Source organism: Yoonia sp. (assembly GCF_030731595.1).
Taxonomy (GTDB): domain Bacteria; phylum Pseudomonadota; class Alphaproteobacteria; order Rhodobacterales; family Rhodobacteraceae; genus Yoonia.
The window spans coordinates 1-1372 of sequence record NZ_JANQTS010000092.1 but is presented as its reverse complement, the minus strand read 5'-3'; the positions used below and the strand labels follow the sequence as shown (position 1 = coordinate 1372).

Below are 1372 nucleotides of genomic sequence, written 5' to 3'. Positions count from 1 at the left end.
CCCCCGAATTTCGCAGTTCACTTGGACGGCGCAATCGGGCATAGGGACCGCATTGAAACTCCAAGCAAGGACCGATGCCATGCATGACATTCGCACAATCCGTGACAACCCCGCTGCTTTCGACGCAGCTTTGTCTCGTCGTGGGATTGCGCCGGTCTCGTCCCAGATCCTTGCCTTGGACGAGGCCCGCCGCGCCAAGATCCTGGCCGCTGAAACCGCACAGGCAGAGGCGAACAAAGCCGCCAAAGAGGTCGGTGCTGCCAAAGGCCGCGGCGATGATGCGGAATTTGAACGCCTGCGCGCGCTGGTGGCCGAAAAGAAATCCGAAATCGCGGCCCTGACCGAAAAGGCCAAAGCCGAGGATGCCGCCCTCACTGATCTGTTGTTGGGTATTCCAAACCTGCCCGATGCCAGCATCCCCGATGGTGTCGACGAGGCCGACAATGTCGAGATCCGGCGCCACGGCAGCCCGCGCAACTTTACCTTTGATCCGGTCGAGCACTATGACATCCCCGCGATCCGTCCGGGCATGGATTTTGAGACTGCCGCGAAACTGGCCGGCAGCCGCTTTGTGCTGCTCTCTGGTGCTGTTGCGCGCCTGCACCGTGCCCTGTCGCAATTCATGCTTGACGTGCATGTCGAAGAACACGGGTTGACCGAAACGATCACCCCCGTGCTTGTGCGCGAAGAAATGATGTACGGCACCGGACAATTGCCCAAGTTCGGCGAGGACAGCTATCAGACCACGAACGGCTGGTGGCTGATCCCGACAGCAGAGGTGACGCTGACCAATATCGTCAACGGCCTCACGGTCGAGGAAAGCTACCTGCCCCGCCGCTATGTGGCCCACACCTTGTGTTTCCGGTCAGAGGCTGGTTCCGCTGGCCGTGACACCTCGGGCATGCTGCGCCAGCACCAGTTCGAAAAGGTCGAGATGGTCAGTGTGACAAAACCCGAAGACAGCGCTGCCGAACATGAAGCCATGACCAAACGGGCCGAGGCAATCCTTGAAAAGCTGGAATTGCCTTACCGGACCGTCGTGCTGTGCGCGGGTGACATGGGCGCAGGCGCCACCCGCACCCATGATATCGAGGTCTGGTTGCCCGGTCAGAACGCCTACCGCGAGATCAGTTCGGTGTCCGTCTGCGGCGATTATCAGGCGCGGCGCATGAATGCGCGCTATAAGCCTGCCGAGGGCGGCAAGCCGCAGTTCGTCCATACGCTCAACGGGTCCGGCCTTGCGGTCGGGCGTACGCTGATTGCCGTGGTCGAAAACGGGCAGCAAGCGGACGGATCGGTTGATCTACCCGCAGCACTGCACCCCTACCTGCGCGGCAAAACGCGGATCAATGCGGACGGTCAGCTGGTCTGA

At 61.2% G+C, this 1372-nt stretch carries 1 protein-coding gene; it reads left to right on the top strand.

Features of this window, described 5'->3' with window-relative positions:
* Window positions 1–79: 79 nt before the first annotated feature.
* The gene (gene serS / locus NWQ23_RS10800; protein ID WP_306166364.1) at window positions 80–1372 is read left to right on the top strand and encodes a serine--tRNA ligase; all 1293 of its coding nucleotides are present in this window, start codon (window positions 80–82) and stop codon (window positions 1370–1372) included.